The sequence below is a fragment of the Amycolatopsis sp. NPDC049252 genome, assembly GCF_043197175.1.
In the GTDB taxonomy this organism is placed as follows: Bacteria; Actinomycetota; Actinomycetes; order Mycobacteriales; family Pseudonocardiaceae; genus Amycolatopsis.
On sequence record NZ_JBICSQ010000028.1, the window covers coordinates 12213 to 30733 of the forward strand.

The 18521-nt window shown below is 70.3% G+C and carries 19 protein-coding genes; 14 read left to right on the top strand and 5 right to left on the bottom strand.

The genetic code is table 11. From position 1 onward, the window contains the following. Positions 1–498 precede the first annotated feature (498 nt). From ACGFMK_RS26235 to ACGFMK_RS26265, 7 genes are all read left to right on the top strand, one after another. Positions 499–777, top strand: a complete 279-nt coding sequence (locus ACGFMK_RS26235) for a hypothetical protein (protein WP_392768266.1) — start codon at positions 499–501, stop codon at positions 775–777. Further along, positions 761–1009, top strand: coding sequence for an AMED_5909 family protein (locus ACGFMK_RS26240; protein ID WP_392768269.1), 249 nt, complete (start codon positions 761–763; stop codon positions 1007–1009). The genes ACGFMK_RS26235 and ACGFMK_RS26240 overlap by 17 nt, the downstream gene beginning before the upstream one ends. 337 nt (positions 1010–1346) lie before the next feature. After that, the gene (locus tag ACGFMK_RS26245) at positions 1347–2906 is read left to right on the top strand and encodes an FtsK/SpoIIIE domain-containing protein (protein WP_392768272.1); all 1560 of its coding nucleotides are present in this window, start codon (positions 1347–1349) and stop codon (positions 2904–2906) included. Beyond that, the gene (locus tag ACGFMK_RS26250; RefSeq protein ID WP_392768275.1) at positions 2903–3289 is read left to right on the top strand and encodes a hypothetical protein; all 387 of its coding nucleotides are present in this window, start codon (positions 2903–2905) and stop codon (positions 3287–3289) included. Before ACGFMK_RS26245 ends, ACGFMK_RS26250 begins: the two co-directional genes overlap by 4 nt. Beyond that, a complete protein-coding gene (locus tag ACGFMK_RS26255) occupies positions 3289–4923 on the top strand; it encodes a replication initiator (RefSeq protein WP_392768277.1) in 1635 nt (544 codons plus the stop codon). Before ACGFMK_RS26250 ends, ACGFMK_RS26255 begins: the two co-directional genes overlap by 1 nt. A 17-nt stretch (positions 4924–4940) precedes the next feature. Then, positions 4941–5126: a helix-turn-helix transcriptional regulator gene (locus ACGFMK_RS26260; RefSeq protein WP_392768280.1), complete on the top strand. Its 186-nt coding sequence runs from the start codon at positions 4941–4943 to the stop codon at positions 5124–5126. Between the two features lie 35 nt (positions 5127–5161). Beyond that, positions 5162–6394 carry a tyrosine-type recombinase/integrase gene (locus tag ACGFMK_RS26265; RefSeq protein WP_392768283.1) on the top strand — a complete coding sequence of 411 codons (1233 nt, stop codon included), beginning with the start codon at positions 5162–5164 and terminating at the stop codon, positions 6392–6394. Between the two features lie 155 nt (positions 6395–6549). On the opposite strand, the gene glnA is transcribed toward ACGFMK_RS26265, so the two are convergent. Then, entirely contained in the window at positions 6550–7974 is a 1425-nt protein-coding gene (glnA, locus tag ACGFMK_RS26270; RefSeq protein ID WP_392768286.1) for a type I glutamate--ammonia ligase, read from the bottom strand. A gap of 269 nt (positions 7975–8243) precedes the next feature. Between glnA and ACGFMK_RS26275 the strand changes: the two genes are divergently transcribed. Beyond that, positions 8244–8633, top strand: a complete 390-nt coding sequence (locus ACGFMK_RS26275) for an RDD family protein (RefSeq protein WP_392768458.1) — start codon at positions 8244–8246, stop codon at positions 8631–8633. A gap of 58 nt (positions 8634–8691) precedes the next feature. Here ACGFMK_RS26275 and ACGFMK_RS26280 read toward each other — a convergent pair whose 3' ends face one another. Next, entirely contained in the window at positions 8692–9420 is a 729-nt protein-coding gene (locus tag ACGFMK_RS26280; RefSeq protein WP_392768289.1) for a DUF4191 domain-containing protein, read from the bottom strand. Positions 9421–9476: 56 nt separating this feature from the next. Here ACGFMK_RS26280 and ACGFMK_RS26285 point away from each other — a divergent pair, with 56 nt between their 5' ends. The 6 genes from ACGFMK_RS26285 to ACGFMK_RS26310 all read left to right on the top strand — a co-directional run bounded on the left by ACGFMK_RS26285 (position 9477) and on the right by ACGFMK_RS26310 (position 13965). Beyond that, entirely contained in the window at positions 9477–11570 is a 2094-nt protein-coding gene (locus ACGFMK_RS26285; RefSeq protein WP_392768292.1) for an ATP-dependent DNA helicase UvrD2, read from the top strand. A gap of 245 nt (positions 11571–11815) precedes the next feature. Then, positions 11816–12076, top strand: a complete 261-nt coding sequence (locus ACGFMK_RS26290) for a hypothetical protein (RefSeq protein ID WP_392768294.1) — start codon at positions 11816–11818, stop codon at positions 12074–12076. Positions 12077–12227: 151 nt separating this feature from the next. Continuing rightward, the gene (locus ACGFMK_RS26295) at positions 12228–12581 is read left to right on the top strand and encodes a WhiB family transcriptional regulator (protein ID WP_323331996.1); all 354 of its coding nucleotides are present in this window, start codon (positions 12228–12230) and stop codon (positions 12579–12581) included. Further along, positions 12578–12829: a hypothetical protein gene (locus ACGFMK_RS26300; RefSeq protein WP_392768297.1), complete on the top strand. Its 252-nt coding sequence runs from the start codon at positions 12578–12580 to the stop codon at positions 12827–12829. Before ACGFMK_RS26295 ends, ACGFMK_RS26300 begins: the two co-directional genes overlap by 4 nt. A gap of 81 nt (positions 12830–12910) precedes the next feature. Beyond that, positions 12911–13783: a class I SAM-dependent methyltransferase gene (locus ACGFMK_RS26305; protein WP_392768300.1), complete on the top strand. Its 873-nt coding sequence runs from the start codon at positions 12911–12913 to the stop codon at positions 13781–13783. Next, positions 13780–13965, top strand: coding sequence for a hypothetical protein (locus ACGFMK_RS26310; RefSeq protein WP_392768303.1), 186 nt, complete (start codon positions 13780–13782; stop codon positions 13963–13965). Before ACGFMK_RS26305 ends, ACGFMK_RS26310 begins: the two co-directional genes overlap by 4 nt. Positions 13966–14834: 869 nt before the next feature. Here the strand turns inward: ACGFMK_RS26310 and ACGFMK_RS26315 are convergent. The 3 genes from ACGFMK_RS26315 to ACGFMK_RS26325 all read right to left on the bottom strand — a co-directional run bounded on the left by ACGFMK_RS26315 (position 14835) and on the right by ACGFMK_RS26325 (position 18332). Further along, positions 14835–15722 carry a hypothetical protein gene (locus ACGFMK_RS26315; RefSeq protein WP_392768460.1) on the bottom strand — a complete coding sequence of 296 codons (888 nt, stop codon included), beginning with the start codon at positions 15720–15722 and terminating at the stop codon, positions 14835–14837. 162 nt (positions 15723–15884) lie between these two features. After that, positions 15885–17225 carry an ABC1 kinase family protein gene (locus ACGFMK_RS26320; RefSeq protein ID WP_392768306.1) on the bottom strand — a complete coding sequence of 447 codons (1341 nt, stop codon included), beginning with the start codon at positions 17223–17225 and terminating at the stop codon, positions 15885–15887. A gap of 60 nt (positions 17226–17285) precedes the next feature. Continuing rightward, positions 17286–18332, bottom strand: coding sequence for a hypothetical protein (locus ACGFMK_RS26325; RefSeq protein WP_392768309.1), 1047 nt, complete (start codon positions 18330–18332; stop codon positions 17286–17288). Positions 18333–18521 lie beyond the last annotated feature (189 nt).

Consider the following 18521-nt stretch of genomic DNA (forward strand, 5'->3'; position numbering starts at 1 on the left):
TCGCGTGAGGCGGTCGCTCGGTGGAACGAGGCGTACGCGGAGCAGACGGCCGCACTGTTCGCCGCGATGAGATCGGCTTCGGACGATCTGGCGGCAGTGCGGCGTCTTGCTCTCGCTTACCACGCTGTGGCGGTTGCCTGGCGTGCCTTGTCCGCCGATCTGGCTGTGCCGCTGTGGGCGCGTCACGCGTCGGCGGTTGCGGCGGAGGAGTTCATGCGGCGCTCGCAGGTGGAGTTCAGCCGCGCTGATTCGGGGCGTCGACCAGGGGAGCTGACATGAGCCGGTGGGAGCTGGTGCGGGCTTGGGAACTGGCCTACGCCCGGTACCCGGCCGCGTCGGACGCTGAGCTGCCGTCGGTGTCGCGGGCGGTCGCCGCTGCTTGGCGCCACCTTGCCGCCGAGTTCGAGCTTCCCGGGTGGGCGCACGCGGCGGTCATGTCCGCGGCTGAGGCATTTGAGATTCAGGCTGACAAGTACAGCGTTCGAGATGAGGTAGGGCATGTCGACCACCGGATGGGACGGGTTCGGCGTGACGTGGGTCGTCGGCCCGCAAGCGGAACTGACGGTCGAGGAGACTGGTTCGGAACCGACGCACCCGCCGATGCTGGTGCTCGCGGGGGCGCCGTGCGTGGTGACGCTCCGACCGCCGGACGACCCGGCGATGTGGCCGGCGTGCGTGAGGTTCCTTCGCCAGCTCCGCGACGGCGCGGAGGACCTGGCGGCGCTTCTCGAAGCTCGCGCGATGACTCGGCTGGTGCGTGATGAAGACGCCGGATAAGCCGCGCACCCTGCGGGACGCGCACGAGATCGCGATGGATCGGCGGCCCGCGCCGGACGCGAACCCGTCCGTCTGGCTGGCCTATCGCCAGGCGAATGCCCGGATGTACGAGGTTGTTGCCGACGTCGACCGGGGCCACCACCACGAATCCCTGTACTGGGCGGACTACGAACGACGTCAAGCGGGGGAGGTGTCGGCGAAGATTCAGGGCGCGAAGATCAAGCCCGAATAGTCCCGTGTAGATAGTCCAGAAGTCAAACACTGCAACGAAAAACGCACGCTATGTCGTGCGGCGATGAAACGCGTCCACTTCCGGCGACGCGGAACCGTAAGGCGCAGAAGCGGAAACTCGGCTACCAACCATGCCGCTCCTGCGCTGTCCACAACCGCGAGGTGTGAACAATGCAGACGCTAGACGATGACAAGCAACCATCGCCAGTGGGGGTCACCCGCTCGCGATGTTCGGAATGCAAGCGGTTCGCTCGGCTGCTGCCCGGTGAAACCAAGTGCGCCCCGTGCCTGGGTGCGTTGCCGCTGGATCTCTCGGCGGTGCTGGGTGGTGGTCTGCGATGACCTCCCCCGGAATGCTCGTGATCGCCCTGGCCGGCCTCGGCCTCTTCATGTGGGTCCTGGCCAAGATCGGGCGGGCGCTGGCGTCCATGGCTGAGCTGCTGACCACCATGGTTGTCGTGTTCGTGGCCCTGTGGTGGGCCTGCAAGGTCGTGTTCTGGCTGTTCTCCCAGGTCGTGATCCACTGGCGCACATCGTTGACCGTGATCGCGGTCTACCTGTGGTGCGTCTGGGTCGGCTGGGTCTGGCTCGTGGTCAACCTCGGCGGCCTGGCGCTGATCCTCGGCGTGTGGCGGCTGCTGGACGTGACCTCGTTCGACCAGTGGTGCGGCCGGCCTCTGCGGTCGTGGTGGCTGCGCTGGGCCGTGTACCACCTCAAGCTGCCCGGCTGGCTGCACGCCTGCGGCCTGAGCGTCCGCGATGCCGCGCTGCCGGTCGAGGTCACCGTCAACCTGGTCGGTCGCCGGAAAGCCTCTCGGGCGACGGCCCGGCAGTCCGGCGTGCAGGTCCCGAAGGTTCTCGGCGTCCGCTCAGGACCGTCGTGGGATGAGGTCCGGGTGCAGCTCGTGCCCGGCCAGAAACCCGAGGACTTCGACGAGGCGGCCCGTGCACTGGCTTCGGCGCGGAAGGTCGCGCGGTGTCAGGTGCGGGAGCTGGCGCCGAACGTGGTGTCGGTCGACTTCCAGCGCCGGGACCAGCTGGCGTCCCTCGTGCACTCGCCCGTTGTTCCTGACCTGGTCGCGGTGCAGGAGTCCGCAGTGGATCTGCGCAAGGTCTGGGCCGGTCGGACCGAGTACGGGCACGACTGGCGGGTGCCGTTACTGGGTTCCGGGGCGCATTGCCTGACCGCTGGTGCGTCGGGTGCTGGAAAGAACTCGGTGATGTGGTGCCCGCTGGTGTCGGCGGCTCCGGCGATCCGATCCGGGCTGGTCCGCATGTCCGGGATCGACCCCAAAGGCATGGAACTGGCCTACGGGCGCGGGATCTTCACCCGGTACGCGGTGTCGGGGAAGGACGCGCTCGAGGTGCTCGACGGCCTGGTCGAGGAGATGGAATCCCGCAAGCGGGAGTTCGCCGGGCGGGTTCGCACTATCCCGCTGTCGACGGAGTACCCGTTGGAGTTGCTGGAGTTCGACGAGATTGGCGCGCTCACGAAGTACACGGATCGCAAGACCCGTGAGCAGATCGTCGAACGCGTCGCCTTGCTGAACACGCAGGGGCGGGCCTTGAACATCTCGGTCCGCGGCTATGTGCAGGAGCCGACCAAGGACACCGTCCCGGTCCGGGAGCTGTTCACCCGCCGCGTCTGCCTGCGCGTCACGTCCAAGACGCACGTCGGCATGGTCCTCGGCGACGGCGCCTATGAGCGTGGGGCGTGGGCCAACCGAATCGGCGACAGCGAAGCCGGGGTCGGGTTCGTATGGGGCGAAGGCATCCGCGAACCGTTGCGTATCCGCGCGGGCTGGGTGTCCGACGAGACGGTCAAGGCGCTGGAGCAGTACGTCACCAACGGCGGGGTCGCTCGTCCGGTGCTGGGCGGCGAGGGGGTGGCGGCGTGAACCGGCTGATGGTCTTCCTCGACACGATCCGGGACCACCTTGACCTGCACCAGCTGCCCCCGGTGGCGACGTTGACCGTGCGGACGTGGTCGGACCCGCTGACGGTCCAGCTCGACGCCCACCGGCTGCCCGACGTCGCTGGTGCCTTGCTGACATGGGCGAACACCCTCGACGAGGTGTCGGCCTCGCTCTGGCGGGTCCAAGACGGCGACTCGGTGCACCTGTCGGTAGACGGCCGAACCCCGTGCGGCATCCCGGTGCACGTCTATAGCGGGGTCGCACACGACCCGGCGGTGTTCCCGGACCTGCCCGCCGGGCAACGGCAGGACATGCCCCTGTTCCAGCTTCGCCAATGGTCCCGCCCCGGGGAGGTGGCCGCCTGATGACCGACCAGGAACAGACCCCGCCGGCCACCGGGACGCGGGCAGAACGGATGCGGACACCCCTGGCGGCCGACGTCATCCGGGCGACGGCGGAGAAGCACGGCGTCTGCGTCCGCCCGTTCACCATGGAGGTCGGCGACACCACCACCGGCGAACTGCGCTACGTCCCGGTCCCGTGCGGCTCCACCGTGGAATCGGTGTGCCTGCCGTGTGCGCGGAAGGCGAAGGCCCTTCGGCAGGCTCAGTGCCGCGAGGGCTGGCACATGACCGACGAACCCAACCTCACCCCCGAGCCACCGTCGGAGGATCACAAGGAGCTGCTGACCTACCGCGCCGACCTGGTCGCGGCCTACCGGGAGGTGGTCGAGCACGACCGGGCGGAGGCGGAGGAACTTCGCGACGAGATCACGGGGGTGGATGCGGAACTTCGGCAACTTGGGATGCGCGGTCGGCTGCCTGCCGTCGATGTCCCGACCAAACGGGCGGTGAAGCGGTCGACCCGTCGTCGGCAGGACGCGCCGAACCTGCCTCGGCGGAGGGTCGCGAAGACGACGGTCGGGCGTGAGTTCGCGGGGAAGTTCCGGCCGTCGATGTTCGTCACGCTGACCTGCGACACCTACGGCCCGGTCCGTGGCGACGGCTCCCCAGTCGACCCAAGTCGATATGACTACCGGCGGGCGGCTCGGGACGCGGTGCACTTCTCCGCGCTGGTGGACCGGTGGTGGCAGAACCTCCGGCGGGCCGTGGGCTGGGACGCGCAGTACTTCGCCACGGTCGAGCCGCAGAAGCGGACGGCTCCGCACCTGCACGCGGCGATCCGCGGTGCGATCCCGCACGACGTCATCCGCCAGGTCACCGAAGCCACCTATCACCAGGTCTGGTGGCCCAACCACGAGCAGGTGCTCTACGCCGACCGGCTGCCGGTCTGGGACGGCGACACCCGGGCGTTCCTGGATCCGGACACCCGGCAACCGCTGACCACCTGGGACGACGCCGTAGAAGAGGTGGAGGACCCGGCGCACGTGGTGACCTTCGGGCGGCAGGTGCACTCGAAGGGCATCCTCGGCGGGACCGAAGAGGCCGGCCGCCACATCGGCTACCTCACGAAGTACCTCACCAAGTCCACCGGCGAGGTCGTCGAGGCGGACACGGCACGGCTGCGGGATCACCACGACCGACTGCATGCCGAACTGTCGGTCACCCCGTGCTCGCCCCGGTGCGCGGTCTGGCTCCTGTATGGGGTGCAGCCGAAGGGCGCGGGCAGCAAGACCACGCCGGGGCACTGCAAGGGACGGGCACATCGGCGGACCACGCTCGGACTGCCGGGACGGCGGGTGCTGGTGTCGCGCAAGTGGTCGGGCAAGACCCTCGACGACCACAAAGCCGATCGGAAGGCGTTCGTCACGCAGGCGTTGGCGGCGATCGGGATCGAGAAGCCACAACCGGACCCGGCCCGGCTCGTGTGGCGGAAGGTCGAACCGGGAGATCCGCAGGTCCCTCCTCGACCGCACCTGATCATGCGGGCGATCGCCGAGCGGATCACGTGGAAGGCCGAGTACGACCGGGCGCTACTCGCTGCCGCCGGACCGCCGGGGGACGGTCCGGAAACTTCGGCAACTCAGCTCGCGGCCTGATCTGGAAGGGGGAGGGGATGGACAACGTGAGGCACATTGAGCGGCTTTGGACGCTCGATGACGTAGCGGCTTTCCTTCACGTATCGGTCGAAACTGTCCGAGCATGGCGAAAGCGTGGATACGGCCCGCCGGGGCGGAAGATGGGAAAGCATCTTCGCTATGACCCGGCAGTCGTCCGTGAGTGGTTCGCCAACGCGGCCTGAAACTTTCTGAATTCGAAGCAGGGGAGAAGACTGTCATGGGGCACATTCAAGATCGCTGGTATCGGCCGAAGGTCGACCCGGAGACCAAGAAGCCGGTCCTCGACGCCAAGGGCAAGCCGGTCAAGGAGAAGTCCGACCTGTACGGCGTCGGCCTGCGGTACAAGGTGCGCTACCTGGACCCGGACGGGCGCGAGCGTTCCAAGATGTACCCGGACCGGCAACTGTCGGCCGCGCGCACCTTCCTGCACAAGGTCGAGAACGACAAGACGCAAGGGACCTACCTCGACCCGGAGGCCGGCCGGATGACGTTCAGGGAGTTCGGTGAGAGCTGGCTCAACTCTCAGACGTTCGACGAATCGAGCCGAGAGGGAACTGAGTTCCGGCTCAAGCTGCACGTCTATCCGACGCTCGGAGATAAGGCGCTGCGCGATATTCGGCCTTCGACTATTCGCGAGTGGGATCGGGCCCTGCAAATGAAGGGGCTCGCTGAGACTTACCGGCGCACGATCTTCGCCAATGTTTCGGCAATCTTCGCGGCGGCGATCGACGACGAACGGATCAACAAGAACCCGTGCAACGCCAAGTCGGTCACCAAGCCGCGCGGCGAGTACCCCAAGGCCATCCCGTGGCCGGAAGCGCGGGTGCACGCCGTTCGTCGGACGCTCGGCGACCGGTACGGCGTCATGGTCCCGCTCGGCGCTGGCTGCGGGCTCCGCCAAGGAGAGGTCTTCGGCTGGTCACCGGACGACCTGACCGAGGGCTCCGACATGCTGCGGGTCGAACGTCAGGTCAAGATCATTCGCGGCCGGATGGTCTTCGCGCTGCCTAAGCACCGCAAGACGCGGGAGGTGCCGTTATCAACGGAGGTGCGGATGGCGATCGAGGAACACATGGAGCGGTTCCCGCCGCTGGCCGTGACGCTGCCGTGGGAGGTGCCGGATGGCAAGCCGGTGACGGTCCGGCTGCTGGTCTACACCCGCGAGAGTAACCAGCTTCACCGGCACTCCTTCAACCACTACACCTGGAAGCCTGCGCTACGGGCGGCCGGGGTGGAGGCGCCGGTCCGGGCGGACGGCTTCCACGCGCTCCGGCACTTCTACGCGTCGGCGCTGTTGGACGCGGGGGAGAGCATCCGGGCACTCGCCGAGTACCTCGGGCACGCTGACCCGGCGTTCACGCTCCGCGTCTACACGCACCTCATGCCGTCAAGCTCGGAGCGGACGCGGCGGGCCATCGATGAGGTGTTCCGCCGGAGGGACGCCGCGTGAGGCGGCACATATATAAGGAACGGGACGGCGGTCGGGGTGTTCCCCTCGACCGCCGTCCCGTGTCTGGTGGGCCGTCACCTGCTGACCTTCACGGCCTGGTGACGGCCTGGCTGGGGCTCGGACCAGTGAAATGCCTGGTCAAAGCCCCGCGCCGATCAGACGTCGTAGTACAGGGCGAACTCGTACGGGTGCGGGCGCAGGCGCAGCGGGTCGATCTCGTTTTCGCGCTTGTACGAGATCCACGTGTCGATCACGTCCGGCGTGAACACGCCACCCTCGAGCAGGTAGTCGTGGTCGGCTTCCAGCGTGTCGAGGACCGTGCCCAGGTCGCCCGGGACCAGCTTGACGTTCTTGGCCTCCTCGGGCGGCAGCTCGTAGAGGTCCTTGTCGATCGGGTCCGCCGGCTCGATCTTGTTCTTGATGCCGTCGAGCCCGGCCATCATCATCGCCGAGAACGCCAGGTACGGGTTGCCCGAGGAGTCCGGGCAGCGGAACTCGGCGCGCTTGGCCTTCGGGTTGTTGCCCGTGATCGGGATGCGGACGCACGCCGAGCGGTTGCGCTGCGAGTACACCAGCGAAACCGGGGCCTCGAAGCCCGGGACCAGGCGGTGGTAGGAGTTCACCGTCGGGTTCGTGAAGGCCAGCAGGCTCGGGGCGTGCTTGAGCAGACCGCCGATGTAGTGGCGCGCCGTGTCGGACAGGCCCGCGTAACCGGACTCGTCGTGGAACAGCGGCGTGCCGTCCTTCCACAGCGACTGGTGGCAGTGCATGCCCGAGCCGTTGTCGCCCGCGAGCGGCTTCGGCATGAACGTCGCGGTCTTGCCCGCGGCGAACACGGTGTTCTTCACGATGTACTTGAACAGCTGCAGGTCGTCCGCGGCGTGCAGCAGCGTGTTGAACTTGTAGTTGATCTCGGTCTGGCCGGCGGTGCCCACCTCGTGGTGCGCGCGCTCGATCTCGAAACCGGAGCCCGTCAGGTTGCGGACGATGTCGTCGCGCAGGTCGGCGAAGTGGTCGACCGGCGGGACGGGGAAGTAACCGCCCTTGAACTTCGTCTTGTAACCCTGGTTGCCACCGTCTTCGTCGGCGCCGGTGTTCCACCAGCCCTCGACGGAGTCGATCTCGTGGAACGAGGCGTGCTCGGCGGAGTCGAAGCGGACCGAGTCGAAGATGTAGAACTCGGCCTCGGGGCCGAAGTACACGTTGTCGGCGACGCCGTACTCCGCGATGTACTGCTCGGCCTTGCGCGCGATGTTGCGCGGGTCGCGGCTGTACGCCTCACGGGTGAACGGGTCGTGCACGAAGAAGTTCAGCGAGAGCGTCTTCGCCTTGCGGAACGGGTCGATGCGCGCCGTCTCGGGGTCCGGCAGCAGCAGCATGTCCGATTCGTGGATCGACTGGAAACCGCGCACCGAGGAGCCGTCGAACGCGAGTCCCTCTTCGTAGGCCTCTTCGGTGAAGGCCTTCGCCGGGACCGTGAAGTGCTGCATGACGCCCGGAAGGTCGCAGAACCTGACGTCGACGACCTCGACGTTTTCGTCGGCGATGAGGCGCTGAATGTCGTCTGGAGTAGTGGGCACCCTCGGTGACTCCTTCTCGTTCGAGCTCGTGCGGCAGTGCTCTCTTCGGCTCACGCTAAAAGCGCGGTGTTGCCCGACCGTCACCCGTATGTTTCGCCGGTGTTAACGGAGGGTCGATATCGGGTATCCGACCAGGTCGGATGTGCTCTGCGCCACCGGCATACCCTGGACGGGTGGCGAGATGGACCGGCGAATGGCTGCCCGGCACCGGCGACGGTGCACAGAGTACCGATCAGGGTGGATCACGCTGGCCGGGTGACCGGCTCGGCCTGCCCGAGTCCGGCGTCGGCTCGGCGGCGAGCGGCGGGGCGCGGCTGCTCGGGCTGCTCGTCGACCTCGTGATCGCGGCGCTGGTCACGGCCATCTTCGTGCACCCGAACCTGCAGGACCCGGTCGCCATGCAGAACTTCAACCTGTGGTCCGGCGGCGTCTGGGCGGTCATCTCCGTCGTGTCCGCCGGCTTCTTCGGCTTCACGCCCGGGATGGGCGTGGTCGGCGTCCGCGTCGCGCGGCTCGACGGCGGCACCCTGGTCGGCCCACTGCGGGCCCTGGTGCGAGCGGTGCTGACGTTCGTGCTCATCCCGGCCGCGGTCCGCAACGCCGACGGCCGCAGCTGGCTCGACCGGCTGACCGGCACCGTCGTCATCCGGCTGCGCTGAGCACCCGCGTACGAGAAAGGCCCCGTCCACCGGACGGGGCCTTCGTCGTCTGCGCGGGTCAGCGGCGGCGGATCGTGCGCTGGACGTTGCGCATCTTCGCACCGGCGGGCATCGGGCCCTTCGGCATCGCGGCGCCGCGGTTGCCGAGCGCGGCCAGCTTCGCCTCGAGGGCGTCGACCTGGGCCGGCTTGAGGTTGCGGGGCAGCTTCATGAGGAAGCCCTGCAGCTTCTTCAACGGGATCTGGCCCTCGTCGTGGCCGATCGTCACGTCGTAGATCGGGGTGTCGCCGATCAGCCGGGAGACGCGCTTCTTCTCCTGGGCGAGCAGGGTCTTCACGCGGTGCTGCGCGCCCTCGGCGACGAGCACCACGCCCGGGCCGCCGAGCACGCGGTGCACGGCGTCGAGCTGGGTCGTCGCGGCGACGGTCGGCGTCACCTTCCACTTGCCGCGGAGGTTCTCCAGGGCCCACGCCGCGGCGCCGGGCTGGCCGTCGGCCTTCGAGTAGACCGTCTTCTGGACGCGCCGGCCGAAGATGATCATGGCGAGGAGCGCGCCGAGGATGATGCCCAAGGGGAGCAGCACCCACTGGGAGTCGAAGAAGAAGCCGATCCCGAAGGCCACACCCGCGACGACGACGATCGAGCCGACCATCCAGGGGATGAGCCAAGGGTCTTCCTTGCGCTGCATCTTGAAGGCCTCGAAGAGCTGGCCACGCCGGGCCTTGCTCGCCGCGCGCTTCTCCTTCTTGGCCTGCTTGGCCGCTTCCTTGTCCTGCTGTCCCGCCATATGACCAGGATACGGCCGCGTGCCCCTGCCCGGATTCCCCGTCCCCCTCTGCGAGGATGCGGGGCGTGACTGGCGTACTTTCCCCGAAGAGCCGCACCCGTCTGCTCGATGGTCTCGACCCCGAGCAGCGCGCCGCCGCCAGTGCCCCCAGGGGGCCGGTCTGCGTCCTCGCCGGCGCCGGCACGGGCAAGACCCGCACGATCACCCACCGCATCGCCCACCTGGTCATGTCCGGGCACGTTTCCGCTGGTCAGGTGCTCGCCGTCACGTTCACGACGCGGGCCGCGGGGGAGATGCGCGCCCGGCTGCGCGGCCTCGGCGTCGACGCCGCGCAGGCCCTGACGTTCCACGCCGCGGCCCGCCGCCAGCTGCGGTACTTCTGGCCGCGCGTGGTCGGCGACCGGCCGTGGGACCTGCTCGAGAACAAGTTCCGCTACGTCGGCCAGGCCGCGACCCGGGCCAAGCTCGGCACCGAGATCGAGGTCCTGCGCGACCTGGCGAGCGAGATCGAGTGGGCGAAGGCGTCGTTGATCACCCCCGACGACTACCCGGCCGTCACCGCGCGCCTCCAGCGGGACATCCCGGCCCCCGCCCCGCAGGTCGCCGAGGTCTACCGCAACTACGAGCAGCTGAAGACCGCCGCGCAGGTGCTCGACTTCGACGACCTGCTGCTGCACACGACGGCGGTGCTCGAGGAGCACGGCGTCGTGGCCGAGGAGTTCCGCGACCGCTACCGCTGCTTCGTCGTCGACGAGTACCAGGACGTCACGCCGCTGCAGCAGCGCCTGCTCGACGCGTGGCTCGGCGGCCGTGACGACCTGACGGTGGTCGGCGACGCCAACCAGACCATCTACTCCTTCGGCGGCGCGTCGCCGAAGTCGCTGCTGGAGTTCACGCGGCGCTTCCCGGAGGCGACCGTCGTCCGGCTCGAACGCGACTACCGGTCGACGCCCGAGGTCGTCTCGCTGGCGAACCAGGTGATCGGCGCCGCGCGCGGCCGTCCCGCCGGTTCACGGCTGAAGCTGATCGGCCAGCGCCCGCCGGGCCCGCAGCCGCGGTTCGCCGAGTTCGACGACGAGGCCGTCGAGGCCGGCGCCGTCGCGCGGCGCGTGCGCGAGCTGCTCGACGGCGGCGTCGCGGCGAGCGAGATAGCGGTGCTCTACCGCGTCAACGCCCAGTCCGAGGCCTACGAGTCGGCGCTGGCCGAGGCCGGCATCCCGTACCTGGTCCGCGGCGGCGAGCGGTTCTTCAACCGGACCGAGGTCCGGCAGGCGATGTCCGCGCTGCGCGCCGCGAGCGGCGACGGCAGCTCCGACCTGGTCACGACGGTGCGTTCGGTGCTTTCCCGCGTCGGCCTCACCGAGTCGCCGCCCGCCGGTGGCGCGGCCAAGGAGCGGTGGGACGCGCTCCTGGCGATCGTCGAACTGGCCGAGGAGCTCGCTTCGACGGTGGCCGACGCGGACCTGCCGCGCTTCAACACCGAGCTGGACCAGCGCGCGGCGGCGCAGCACCCGCCGACCGTCGAGGGCGTGACGCTCGCGTCGCTGCACGCGGCGAAGGGCCTCGAGTGGGACGCGGTGTTCCTCGTCGGCCTGGCCGAGGGCACGATGCCGATCATCCACGCCGACGGCGACGAGGCCTCGATCGAGGAAGAGCGGCGGCTGTTCTACGTCGGCGTCACCCGGGCGCGTGAGCACCTGTGGCTGTCGTGGGCGCTGGCCCGCACGCCGGGAGCGCGCCGCAACCGGCGGCGCAGCCGGTTCCTCTACGGCCTGATCCCGGAGGACCACCCGGCGGCCCGGGCCGCGCGGTCGCAGCAGAAGCCCGTGGCGCCGGTGAAGACGCGCTGCCGGGTGTGCGGCGGCCCGCTGCTGGAGACCCTCGACATCAAGCTCGGCCGCTGTGGCCGCTGCCCGTCGTCGGTGGACGAGAACCTGTTGGAGCGGTTGAAGTCCTGGCGCGCCGAGCGCGCCCGGGAGCTCAAGGTGCCGCCGTTCGTCGTGTTCACGGACGCGACGCTGATGGCCGTCGCCGAGCAGCGCCCGCTCGACGAGGCGGCGCTGGTGTCGATCTCCGGGATCGGCGCGACCAAGCTCGAACGCTTCGGCAGCGGGATCCTCGGCGTCGTCCGCGCGTCGGCGGAGTCCTGAAGGTCCGGAAGGCCCTGCCGATCTTGATGTGGTCTTGACCGCGTCGAGACCATGATCCACGCGGCGAACCCGCTGCTCAGGGGCGATCTTCGTAACTTCGAGGATTTTCCCGTAATTAAGTTGCCCCGGTGTGGTGAGGGGCAATAACCTGCCAGTACCGAGCCGGAACGGCTCGGCTGGGGATCCACGTGAGTGCCGCTCCGCGGCCACGTGTGCAGAGTACAGACGAAGGAGGTGCCGGTGAAATGACCATCAATCTGACGCTCACGAACCCGGGCACCCGTCTGTCCTGCGCCGCGGAAGTTGCGGCCGCTTCGCGCCCGGGCACCGGTGTGCCCGTGAGCGCGCACGGGATCCGTGGCACGCGCCGCGTTATGCGGCAGTGGGCCACCGGCGATGTCGTCGTCTTCGGGAACGAGGGCGTTCTCGCCGCGTACCCGCAGGCCGATCTGCCGACCATCAAGCAGTTCCGTGTTCCGTTGTCGATACGGGAGCGAAGTTCCTGACCCAGTCAGGACACTGAGGCTCACGAAGGCCGCGGAACCGGAAAACCCGGATCCGCGGCCTTCGTGTTTTTGGCTGCACAACCCAAGAGGAACAGCTTTGCCCAGCCCCATGTCTCAAACCGAAACCCGTACGACACAAGGAGGAACTCACATGTCTTCGGCCATCGCCTACACCGCGGGTGAGGCAATATTCGCCGACCTGCTCGACCCCGTCACCGTCCCGGACGTGGCTCTGCCCTGCCGCTCGGGCGACGCGGACCTCTGGTTCGCCGAGTCCCCGGCCGAGCTCGAGCGCGCCAAGGCGTCCTGCGCCGACTGCCCGGTTCGCGAGGCCTGCCTGGCCGGCGCGCTGGCCCGGCGTGAGCCGTGGGGCGTCTGGGGTGGCGAGATCTTCGAGCGCGGTGTCGTGATCGCGCGCAAGCGGCCCCGTGGCCGCCCCCGCAAGAACGCCACCGTCGAGCCCGCCGCCGCCAAGAGCGGCGACCACCGGAGCGCCGCCGCATGAGCGTCGAACCGGTCACCACGAGGGATCACGAAGCACGCACGCGCGTGCACCTGCAGCTGACGAAGACCGAGATCGAGGAGATCAGCGAGATGTTGCTTTACGAAGAACTGTCCAGGGCCCGAATACGGGATCTGGAGGAAGGGGTCCGTGCCCAGCGGGCCCGAGGTAGCGCCCGTGCCGTCCGCCGGTGGAGCCGAGTAGCCCGATGGGCGGCTCAGCGAGCGGAGCGGTACCAGAACCAGAGCTGAGCGCAGGCCCCTGCCGCCTTCGGGTGGCAGGGGCTTTCGTGCTGGGTTTCCGCTGGTCGGGTGGCGGTGTTGAATGGGGTGATGTCCGTACACACCCACGACGACATCGACTGGGCGGATCGGCTCGCCCAGCTGCGCATGGCCGATGCCCTCGACGCCGATGCGCTCGCGCCCGTCGCGCGGCGGCTCCTTTCCGGGACGGCCGGGCGGCCGACCGTGGTCGACGTCGGGTGCGGTGCCGGTGGGATGAGCGTGCACTTCGCGCGCGAACTCGCCCGTGGCGACGGAGGCACCGTCGTGCTGCTCGACGCCACACCCGCGTTGCTCGCCGAAGCCCGGCGGGCCGTGGGCGCGGTCGCCGGCGAGCGCGTCGAGGTCGTCGGCGTGCACGGGGACCTCGCCGATCCCCGGCTGGCCGACCGGGTGCCCGCCGCCGACCTCGTGTGGGCGTCCGGCGTGCTGCACCACGTCGGCGATCAGCAGGCCGCGCTGCGGACCCTGGCCGGGCTGCTGAGGCCGGGTGCGGTGCTCGCCATTTCCGAAGGCGGGCTCGAAATGCGTTGCCTCCCTTGGGATCTCGGGATCGGACGGCCCGGTCTCGAGCAACGGCTGCTCGCCGCGCGGGCCGAGTGGTTCGCCGAGATGCGTGCCGGGATCACCGGCAGCGTCGCCATGCCTTACGGCTGGCCGCGCGCGCTTCGCGAGGCCGGGCTCGAGGACGTCGAGTCGTTCGGCGCGCTCATCGACCACCCGATGCCCGGTTCGGACCTGCTGCGCGAGTACGTGGTGCACCGCGTCGGCTGGCTCGCCGAGTCGGTGGGGGACCGGCTCGACGCCGAGGATCGCGCGACCATCGCCGCACTCGTCGATCCGAGCGGCCCGGACTTCCTCGGCCACCGTGCCGACCTGTACCTGTTCGGCGCCAAGGCGATCCACAGTGGACGCTCGCGGTGAGTGCGCCCGAACCCGTCGGGTGCACGCGCTGCGGGCGCACCCGGAGCCCGGAAGACGACCCGGCTACGGCGCTCGCCTGGGTGTCCACCCGCGAGCGCGGCACCGTGCAGTGGCTGTGCCCCGACTGCGCGCGGCAGCACGTGCGCGACATCGAGGGCAAGCTGCCGGACGAGTACTGGTGAGCCCACCGGCCGGTTCGTGCCGAGCGTCTGGTTCCGGAACTGCGGCTCGCCGTTTGCCGACACCGGGCATGTCGCGCCGCTGATGGAGGGCGGGGCCAAGGCCCGGGCGCCGGGTCATCCCAGCGGGCATGGCTCGCCGGCTGATCGCACGGGTCATGCCGGGCCGCCGATGGAGGGCAGGGTTAGCGTGCGGGCGGGGGGGGCGAGAGGGGATCTCGGTGGGGCACGGTCGCCGCTTGCCGACACCGGGCGTGTCGCTCCGCTGATCGTGGGCAGAGAGTCGGCGCCCGGAACCGGAGCCTGGCGGGATTCCAGTGCGCATGGCTCGCCGCCCGCCGACATGGGGTCATGCCGGGCCCCGACGGAGGGCGTGGTCAGCGCCCGGGCGCGGGGACGAGGGGCGATCCCGGTGGGGCACGGCTCGCTGTCTGCTGGCATGAGTCATGCCGCCTCGTCGGTGGAGTGCAGGTCCAGCGCCCGGGCGCGGAGCCAAGGGGATGATCCCGGTAGGCGTGGCTCCCCGGCTGCTGGCACGGGTGATGCCGGGCCGTCGATGGAGGGCGTTGTCAGCGTCCGGGCTCGGAGGCGAGGGGTGATCCCGGTGGGCATGGCTCGCCGGCTGCTGCCACGGGTCATGCCGGGCCGCCGATGGAGGGCAGGGTCAGCGCCCGGGCGCGGAGGCGCGGAGTGGTCCCGGTGGGGCATGGCCAGCGCCCGGACGTGAGGCGCGGGGTGAGCTCGGTGCGGCACGGCTTGCCGCTTGCCGGCATCGGGCATGTCGCGCCGCTGATCGTGGGCAGAGTCGGCGCCCGGACCCGGAGCCAGGGGGTGATTCCGGTGGGCGTGGCTCGGCGCCTGCCGATGGGGAGTCATGCTGCGCCGCCGATGGAGGGCGTGGTCAACGCGCGGACTCGGGGGCGTGGGGTCCGGGCCGCGTCGCCGTATGCCTGGACCAGCTCCTTCGCCACGTCGCGGGGGACCTTGCGCAGCTGGTGAACCGTGCAGCGGACCAGGACGATGCCGGTCGCCGCCAGTGCCAGGTGTGAGAAGCCGCCGCCGACGCCCGGGCCGCAGCGGTACTGCCAGGCCAGGCCGATCTCGTCCCACCACGCGTCCGCCTCGCCGATGCGGCGGCCGCGGCGGTCGCAGATCGTGACGTCCCAGACCGGCGGCGGGAGCAGCGCCGCGTCGAGGACTCGCGTTGCCAGGCCGTGCGCCCGGATCGGGCCGTCGTCGAGGCGGCGCAGCACCTTCCGCACCGCCGAGGAGCCTCGCTGGGGACCCGCCTCGAGCTCGGCCAGCAGCTGCTGCCGGTCGCACAGACCCCAGTAGAGCGGCAGCGTCAGCAGCTGCCGGATCCGCGCCGGATCGGACTCCGCCCTCGCCAGGTCGAGCGCCGCCCGGGCCGGCGGGGCGAACGGCAGGCCGTCCACCAGCACCGGGTCCGGCAACCGGGACGTCCGGGTCGCGCGGATCCCCGACCGGGCCGTGACGCGGCAGAAGTCGGGCACCAGCAGCTCGATCTCGCCGGTCGCGGGACACTTCACGCCGTGGGCCCGGAGCGCGTCGGCGCCGGTGATCACCACCTTCGACCCGTACCGCACGATCGCGGCGTGCAGCAGGTGCTGCCGGGTCGGGGTGGTGTTGCGCAGCAGGACGACACCGGGGTGCAGGCGGCGCCACGGCCCACCGGGGCCGCAGAGCCGCCGGGTTCTTCGATCGGACACCCCGGCCCTGCGTAGCTGTTCGAGGTTCATCACCTCGCACGTGTCGGGGTTACCGAGGGCGAGTGGATCGGTGCGATGAGTAGCGGTCATGAACCGAGCATGACCGCTCCGCCAACCGGGTGGAACCCCGTTTCCCGCAGCTGTGGACAACTCGCCCGGAATCCACCGTTGGTGGCCCGGCCTGTGGACAACTCAGGCAGCGAAACCGGGCTGCCAGCGCTCCACGATGCCTCGCGCCGGGATCTCCGCGTCGAGCTGGCAGAGGATGCCGGTCGAGCCCGCCGTGACCCGGTGGATCATCAGGTACTCGGGCGGCAGGTTGAGCGAGCGCCCGACGCGGAAGTCGTTGCCGCGGCTGTCACCGACTCGCCAGGCCTGCCGCTGCATCCACTTGCGCGTGAAGTGGAACGTCGGCTCGGCCAGCGGCTCGGTGAACGGCGCCAGATACGCGAGCACCTCGTCCGCGGACAGGTCGCTGTCCGGCCGGATGAACCGGTTCTCCCGCAGCAGGCGCATCAGGTCGGCGGATTCGCCGTCGAGGGCCAGCCGGGTCATCTCGCCCAGGTGGCGGGGGATGCCCTCGGGCAGGCGCGCCACGCCGCCGAAGTCGATGACGCACAGCCGCTCGTCCGGGGTGATCATGAAGTTGCCCGGGTGCGGGTCCGAGTGCAGCAGGTGGACGCGCTCGGGGGAGGAGTAGTGGAACTCCGCCAGCAGCCGGCCGGCCAGGTTGCGCGTCTCGCGGTCGCCGTCGGAGATCACCTTCGACAGCGGCGTGCCGCTGACCCACTCCGTCACGACGACCTTCGGCGCGCTGGCGACGACACGCGGCACCAGGATGCCGGGGTCGCCCTCGAACGCCTTCGCGAAGGCCCGCTGGTGCTGGGCCTCGGACTGGTAGTCGAGCTCCTCGTTCATCCGCGCGGCCAGCTCGGCCAGCAGCGGCTTGACCTCGGTGCCGGGCACGAACGCCTGGAACAGCCTGCTGAACCGCTGCAGCTGCCGCAGGTCGCTGCGCAGCGCCTCGTCGGCCCCCGGGTACTGGACCTTGACCGCGACCTCGCGGCCGTCGTGCCAGACCGCGCGGTGCACCTGCCCGATGCTCGCGGCCGCCGCCGGCTGGTCGTCGAACGAGGCGAACCGGCCGGCCCAGCCGCGGCCGAGCTGCTCGGCGAGCACCCGGTGGGTCTGCCGGGCCGCCATCGGCGGCGCCGCGGCCTGCAGCTTCGTCAGCGCTTCGCGGTAGGGCTTCGCCATGTCGTCCGGCACCGCCGCCTCGAACACGCTCAGCGCCTGGCCGAACTTCATCGCCCCGCCCTTGAGCGTGCCGAGCACCTCGAACAGCTGCTCGGCGGCCTTCGCCGAGAGCGTGGCGTTCACCTGCTCGGCGCTCTGGCCCGCGAGCCGCTTGCCCCAGCCGCCCACCGCCCGGCCGGCGATCCCGAGCGGGAGGCTGGCGAGCTTGGCGGTGCGGGCCGCACCCTTGCTCGGCATCGCGGTGTCACGATCGGCGGCGTCGCGGAAGTCAGTCACCTCGTCGATTCTGCCTTGCGCGCACGGCCACGCGCAGCCTGCTCGTGGCGTCTTAGTGGCCTACGTCTCCTGAGGTGGGGGCGGCGGGCCACATCCGCACCTCGGGTGCGGCGGCCAGCCGCGGTGGCGGATGCGGCCGTCGAAGGCGTCGATCTCGAGTGTCGCGTTCCACGACGGCGGCGCCAGCTCGTGCGGTGAGAGCAGCCGCATGGCCTGCGCGACGGCCAGCGACGCGCACGCCTGGACCGCGCCGAGGTCGGGCCGCTGGTGCCGCCCGGCGAGCTGGCCGGCGACGCGCGGCCAGCACGGGTCGAGGTCGGTCCGGTGCAGGTCGGCGCAGCGCAGGCACGAACTGCGGCCCGGCACCACCAGCGGCCCGACGATGCCGGTCCCGTCGCGTACCCGGACCGCCAGGTGCGGGACGCCGTCCTCCATCAGCTCGGCGACGACCTCCGGCGCGGGCACGATCGCGTCGGTGAGCAGCACCAGGTCGGGGTACCGGTCGTGGAGCCGGGTGACGCGGACCCGCGGATCGACCCGGCGGAGCAGCTCGCCGACGGCCTGGCCACGGGGACGGCCCAGATCCGCGTCGGTGAAGCCGGTGCCGAGGTCGTGTTCGGTCACCACACCGGGCAGCCGCGGCTCGACGTGCCCGATGCCGGCGTTGGCCAGCAGCACGGCGACGGCGACCGCCAGGCGGCCGTCACCGTGTACCGAGATCGCCGTCGCGCGCCGCCGGTCGGTCAGCGCGGTCTGGTGGTGGCGGGCCCGCAGCGACCACATGCCGGTTTCGCCGCGGGGACCGGCGGCGCCCGGTGGGCCGGCTTCGGTGACCAGGCCGAGGGCGGTCAGCTGGAGCAGGAGCGTGCGCAGCTGATCACCGTGTTCGCTCTCGGCGAGCAGAACGCGCTCGACGGGGTGCTTGCCGTCGAGCAGGCGCAACCGCGTGACGAGGCTCGCGGGCAGGCCTTCGATGGCCACGCCGTGGCGCGGGTCGAGGCCGATCTGGATCTCGTCCGGGCCGCGTTCGAGCACCGTCAGGCCCGGGAGCAGGGCGGGAAAGGCGGGCAGCAGCACCGGCGGCATGTCCTTGGTCGAGAGGAGCATGTCCGCAGGATCGCACCCACCGCCGACCCGGAGGCCCCGGAAAGATCCGGAACGGCCGAGTTGTCCACAGGTGGGAGTAGTTGTGGACAACTCGGGGCTGTGACCTTAAGGCGCTCGGGATTGTCGGTGGGTGGCCTTACCGTTGTCGAGTGGTCGAAGCACGGATGCCCTCGCTGAGGGGCCGGGGGG

What these genes read in the sequence shown, in the direction of transcription:
- ACGFMK_RS26235 (WP_392768266.1), top strand. Translation starts at nt 499, where the DNA reads ATGTCGACCACCGGATGGGACGGGTTCGGCGTGACGTGGGTCGTCGGC.
- ACGFMK_RS26240 (WP_392768269.1), top strand. Translation starts at nt 761, where the DNA reads ATGAAGACGCCGGATAAGCCGCGCACCCTGCGGGACGCGCACGAGATC.
- ACGFMK_RS26245 (WP_392768272.1), top strand. Translation starts at nt 1,347, where the DNA reads ATGACCTCCCCCGGAATGCTCGTGATCGCCCTGGCCGGCCTCGGCCTC.
- ACGFMK_RS26255 (WP_392768277.1), top strand. Translation starts at nt 3,289, where the DNA reads ATGACCGACCAGGAACAGACCCCGCCGGCCACCGGGACGCGGGCAGAA.
- ACGFMK_RS26260 (WP_392768280.1), top strand. Translation starts at nt 4,941, where the DNA reads ATGGACAACGTGAGGCACATTGAGCGGCTTTGGACGCTCGATGACGTA.
- ACGFMK_RS26265 (WP_392768283.1), top strand. Translation starts at nt 5,162, where the DNA reads ATGGGGCACATTCAAGATCGCTGGTATCGGCCGAAGGTCGACCCGGAG.
- ACGFMK_RS26280 (WP_392768289.1), bottom strand. Translation starts at nt 9,420, where the DNA reads ATGGCGGGACAGCAGGACAAGGAAGCGGCCAAGCAGGCCAAGAAGGAG.
- ACGFMK_RS26285 (WP_392768292.1), top strand. Translation starts at nt 9,477, where the DNA reads ATGCGGGGCGTGACTGGCGTACTTTCCCCGAAGAGCCGCACCCGTCTG.
- ACGFMK_RS26290 (WP_392768294.1), top strand. Translation starts at nt 11,816, where the DNA reads ATGACCATCAATCTGACGCTCACGAACCCGGGCACCCGTCTGTCCTGC.
- ACGFMK_RS26295 (WP_323331996.1), top strand. Translation starts at nt 12,228, where the DNA reads ATGTCTTCGGCCATCGCCTACACCGCGGGTGAGGCAATATTCGCCGAC.
- ACGFMK_RS26300 (WP_392768297.1), top strand. Translation starts at nt 12,578, where the DNA reads ATGAGCGTCGAACCGGTCACCACGAGGGATCACGAAGCACGCACGCGC.
- ACGFMK_RS26305 (WP_392768300.1), top strand. Translation starts at nt 12,911, where the DNA reads ATGTCCGTACACACCCACGACGACATCGACTGGGCGGATCGGCTCGCC.
- ACGFMK_RS26315 (WP_392768460.1), bottom strand. Translation starts at nt 15,722, where the DNA reads ATGAACCTCGAACAGCTACGCAGGGCCGGGGTGTCCGATCGAAGAACC.
- ACGFMK_RS26325 (WP_392768309.1), bottom strand. Translation starts at nt 18,332, where the DNA reads ATGCTCCTCTCGACCAAGGACATGCCGCCGGTGCTGCTGCCCGCCTTT.